The sequence below is a fragment of the Longimicrobium sp. genome, assembly GCF_036280135.1.
GTDB lineage: Bacteria > Gemmatimonadota > Gemmatimonadetes > Longimicrobiales > Longimicrobiaceae > Longimicrobium.
Window position 1 is genome coordinate 1 of record NZ_DASURI010000538.1, and the last position, 3,876, is coordinate 3,876.

The 3,876-nt window shown below is 69.7% G+C and carries 6 protein-coding genes and 1 pseudogene; 3 read left to right on the forward strand and 4 right to left on the reverse strand.

Annotated features, from left to right (window positions below):
* Positions 1-227: pseudogene (locus VFZ20_RS17300) on the forward strand (hypothetical protein); the annotation flags it as partial.
* Positions 228-317: 90 nt separating this feature from the next.
* A complete protein-coding gene (locus tag VFZ20_RS17305) occupies positions 318-938 on the forward strand; it encodes a hypothetical protein (RefSeq protein WP_329685170.1) in 621 nt (206 codons plus the stop codon).
* A gap of 131 nt (positions 939-1,069) precedes the next feature.
* Here VFZ20_RS17305 and VFZ20_RS17310 read toward each other — a convergent pair whose 3' ends face one another.
* The 4 genes from VFZ20_RS17310 to VFZ20_RS17325 form a co-directional block, all read right to left on the reverse strand.
* The gene (locus VFZ20_RS17310) at positions 1,070-1,288 is read right to left on the reverse strand and encodes a hypothetical protein (RefSeq protein ID WP_329685171.1); all 219 of its coding nucleotides are present in this window, start codon (positions 1,286-1,288) and stop codon (positions 1,070-1,072) included.
* 399 nt (positions 1,289-1,687) lie between these two features.
* On the reverse strand, positions 1,688-1,843 hold the full coding sequence (locus VFZ20_RS17315; RefSeq protein ID WP_329685172.1) for a hypothetical protein: 156 nt from the start codon (positions 1,841-1,843) through the stop codon (positions 1,688-1,690).
* A 219-nt stretch (positions 1,844-2,062) separates the two neighbouring features.
* Positions 2,063-3,058 carry a hypothetical protein gene (locus VFZ20_RS17320; protein WP_329685173.1) on the reverse strand — a complete coding sequence of 332 codons (996 nt, stop codon included), beginning with the start codon at positions 3,056-3,058 and terminating at the stop codon, positions 2,063-2,065.
* Positions 3,059-3,076: 18 nt separating this feature from the next.
* On the reverse strand, positions 3,077-3,319 hold the full coding sequence (locus VFZ20_RS17325) for a hypothetical protein (RefSeq protein ID WP_329685174.1): 243 nt from the start codon (positions 3,317-3,319) through the stop codon (positions 3,077-3,079).
* A 148-nt stretch (positions 3,320-3,467) separates the two neighbouring features.
* Here VFZ20_RS17325 and VFZ20_RS17330 point away from each other — a divergent pair, with 148 nt between their 5' ends.
* Positions 3,468-3,869: a ferritin family protein gene (locus VFZ20_RS17330; RefSeq protein ID WP_329685175.1), complete on the forward strand. Its 402-nt coding sequence runs from the start codon at positions 3,468-3,470 to the stop codon at positions 3,867-3,869.
* Positions 3,870-3,876: the final 7 nt, after the last annotated feature.

Sequence of the window (3,876 nt, forward strand, 5' to 3'; positions counted from 1 at the left end):
CGCGGTATGCGGGCGGCGCCCAGTGGATGATCCGCGTGCGGGTGTACGCCACCGGCGCGGCGCTCGCCACGCTGCTGGAACGGCTGTCGCCCCGCTGGCGGACGGAGCTGGCCGCGGGCGAAACGCTCATGTCGCTGGTGGCCGCGCGGGTGGGCTACGATGCCTGGGGAGACCCGGGCCTGGCGGACGCCGCCCTGTCCCGTTTCGGTTTGCCCGTGCCGCGATAGAACGGCCCGGAACTGGCTCTGGATGGATCAACGCCCGCCCCGTGACGGTACGGAGGCGGGCGTCCTGTATCCTGAACCTGGAGAGATCGAATGCGATCCATCGCACTTGCCGCGCTCGTCCTCGTCGCCGCCTGCGGCTCCAACGCCGCCGACGAGACGGCGCAGACGCCCGACTCCATCGCCGTCGCCGCGCCGGAAGGCGACTCGGCCGCCCCCGCCGCGACGGATACCGCGCCCGCGCCGACGTCCGCGTGGACCCTGCGGCTGGACGGAGCCGGCCCCGTGCGCGTGGGGATGACGTTCGACGAGGCGAAGGCCGCGCTGGGCGGCGACCTGCGGATGAACGACGACAATCCCCAGCACCCCGAGGGCCCGGACCGCTGCGATTACCCGCGGTCCGCGCAGCTGCCGGCCGGCGTGATGCTGATGGTGCAGGGGCAGCGGGTGGTGCGCGTGGAGGTGGATTCCGGCGCCGTCACCACGGCGGAGGGCGCGCGCATCGGCGACACGGAGGCGCGCGTGCAGCAGCTGTATCCCGGCCGCGTGACGGTGTCGCCGCACAAGTACACGGACGGCCACTACCTCACGGTCAGGCCCGCGGCCGCGTCGGACACGACACACCTGTTGATCTTCGAGACGGACGGCCGCGTGGTGCAGCGCGTTCGCGCCGGGCAGAAACCGCAGGTGGAGTACGTTGAAGGGTGCTCCTGAAGAGACGCGCGGGGCGGGATCTCGCGGAGTGAACGCGAAGGCCCGTACGGGATGGATGACGAACGGGGTGGGCGCCGTGGCGCCCACCCCGTTCGTTCACGAAACCGGAAGTTTACCCCTCCGGGTACAGCTCAGACGCAGGGCTCCACGGCCGTGCAGGCGATGCCGCAGCTGCCGCAGTCGGTGTAGCGCGCGCTCACCACCGGGCAGTCCACGTACGTGCACGCGATGCCGCAGCTGTCGCACTCCGAGTAGTTCTTGCTCTTCGCGGCGACCGCGAACGACGCCTCGTCCAGGCTCTGCGTGGCGAAGGTCTCGACCGTCAGCGACTCCAGGGAAAGCTTGCTCATGGGATGAACCCTTTTTGGAAAGTTTTGGTTGGCCGGGCGCCAGTCGCTCGACCGCCGCAATTGTACATGGGGAGGCGGGATTTGGCAAAGGGAACGCTCTAAAGGGACCTCTGGGAAGGACTTGGGCCTGTTCTTCGGCCTCATTCCGAACACACGAAACGGCAAATTGGGACACGAGCGCCTCAATTTGCCGTGTTTTTGCTCCGATTTTGTCGACGATGTTTGTAATCCTAATCCGCCGTTTATCTTAGCTCTGCACGTGCTTCCTGGATCGGTTGCAGAAGGAGCACGGCATCCCGTCCTCATGTTCCGCCGGACGGTGATCGCGAAAAAGCGGGGCGGACGCATCGCGCGTCCGCCCCGCTTTCAACGACCTGCGCGGGTCATGATCCCGTGGAATCAGCAGGGATCAATGGCCGTACAGGCGATGCCACAGCTGCCACACTCGGTGTAGTAGCGGCTCGGCTTGCCGATGAACTCGGCCGGCAGCGCGGCCGCGTGCTCCGTGGAGAACGTCTCCACGACCAGCGCTTCCAGCGAGAGCTTCTTGTTCATGGCTGATCATCCTGTCCAACGGTCCGGATGCCGTGCGTATCTCGCTCGGCTTGCCACAAAGCTAAGCTCCGCGAGCGATTTGCGCAAGATGTAAGTCCTTAAATGATAATTGTTTACGCGCCGTATTCGTGTCGCGTCCGCCCTGGACGTGAGGGGATCGTGTTCGAGCGGATGGGCAATGTGTGCGAACGATGGCGCGTTGCGGACGTACGGCCCTCCTCATCCTCGGCGGAGGGACGCGAGGGCGTCCTGCACGGGCGGGAGCAGGAACATCTCCTCCGTCTTGCAGTGGTCCAGGGACGGGTCGTCCTTCGCGGGATCCGGGGGAAAGCGCAGGTCCAGGTCCGCCTCCGGCCGCGATCCCCACGCGCCACCGATGGCGCCCGCCAGCCCGCAGCTGGAAAAGCCCACGCCGGAGCCCGCCCATACGTTGATCCACCGCCGCGCGGCGCCCGGCTGCAGGGGAACGCGCGGCGCGGCCGGGCCGGAGACGGGGTCCAGCGTGAGCAGCAGGGCCACGCCGCCGTCGTCGCGCAGCGTGTTTGCCAGCTCGTAGGCGAAGTTGGCGCCGTAGCTGTGGCCGACAAGCGCGACCGGCGCGCCCGCCGCGCGCTCCAGGATGCGGCGCCGTACCTCGGCCGGATCGTCCGTGTGCAGGAAGTACAGCCGCGTGGTGCGCTCCCACTGCGCGTCGTAGGCGCAGTAGACGCGCTGCAGGTTGTGGTTCCAGTCGTCCAGCGCCCCGCCGATGAAGGCCACGACGGGCCGCGGCGCGTCGCCGCGCGCGCAGGGCCCGTCCGTGCGCCGGTAGCGCGCCGCGCCCGCCCGGCCCGCCGTCGTGATGGCCAGGGTGCAGGGATCCAGCAGCGTGGCCGTGCCGCGTGCCGAGAGCTCCGCGCCGCGCTGCGCGACTTCCACGGGGAACGACGTCTGCCCCGCGCCGACCTCGCCGCGCCAGCGGACGCGCTGCGCCACCGCGCATCCCGGCGGCGCGTCGGCCACGGCCGTGAGCGTCGTGCCTTCCTGCTGGACGCGCACCGTCAGCGGCTGCCCGCAAACGAACTCGAACGGCGCCTCGTACGTGCCCGCCAGCGCCAGCGGCCCCCGCAGCGACGGCCGGATGTGCTGCACGGCCCGCCGCGGGCACTCCTGCGCGTCGAGCACCGGCCCCGCGACCCCGATCGCCAGCAGGGCCACGCGCATCGCGAATCGCATTCGATCACCTCCCGTGAGTCACGCCCCGGGGCTCCAGCCTTCGCCGACGCGCAGCAGCGTTTCCCGGAGATCCGCCGGCACGTCGATGGGGTGGAAGTACGCCCCCGGATACAGGTAGTCCTCCCCGGACTCGTCCACGATCCGCACCCATCCGGCCTCTTCGGCGCGTGCGTCGGTGAGCACGCGGTAGATCTCGTGCAGCATCAGGGCGACCCGGTACTCCCCGGTATCGATGCACACCACGAACCGCGCGTCGCTCATCGCATCCTCCCTTGTGCCGAAATTGCCATTTGCCGGCGGAACCGCGAGTTTGTAGCGCCGCCGGTCCCCGCCCGGCCGGACGTCCACGAGATAACGTCGTGGACGTCCAGAGTGTTAACCTCCTAATCCGCCACCGCACGGACACCCCGTGGACCTGATCCCCGCACTGGAAGAGGCGCGCGCGGCCGAAAAGGCGCAGGCGCACTTCTACCGCACGCTCGCCGCCGAGGCCGAGGGCCGCGGCGACGACGCCATGAGCGAGCGCTTCAACGAGCTGCACGCCGACGAGCAGCACCACGTCTCGCGCCTCACGGCCCGCCTGCTGGAGCTGGGCGCCGACCTCGCCGACCTCTCGCAGCCGCTTCCCTCGTCGGCCCGGATGGACGGGTGGGAGGCCGCCGCCAGCATCCGCGAGGAGCGCGAGGTGTCGCGGTACGAGCAGCTGCTGCAGGGGCAGATGGACGACGCGACCCGCGCCCTGCTGGCGGAGATCCTGGACACGGAGCGGCACCACGCCGCGGACCTGGGGGGCAAGTGGACGACGGCGTGATGCTGGG

Excerpts from the sequence above, each read along its gene's own strand:
- VFZ20_RS17305 (WP_329685170.1), top strand. The coding sequence starts at position 318 with ATGCGATCCATCGCACTTGCCGCGCTCGTCCTCGTCGCCGCCTGCGGC.
- VFZ20_RS17310 (WP_329685171.1), bottom strand. The coding sequence starts at position 1,288 with ATGAGCAAGCTTTCCCTGGAGTCGCTGACGGTCGAGACCTTCGCCACG.
- VFZ20_RS17315 (WP_329685172.1), bottom strand. The coding sequence starts at position 1,843 with ATGAACAAGAAGCTCTCGCTGGAAGCGCTGGTCGTGGAGACGTTCTCC.
- VFZ20_RS17320 (WP_329685173.1), bottom strand. The coding sequence starts at position 3,058 with ATGCGATTCGCGATGCGCGTGGCCCTGCTGGCGATCGGGGTCGCGGGG.
- VFZ20_RS17325 (WP_329685174.1), bottom strand. The coding sequence starts at position 3,319 with ATGAGCGACGCGCGGTTCGTGGTGTGCATCGATACCGGGGAGTACCGG.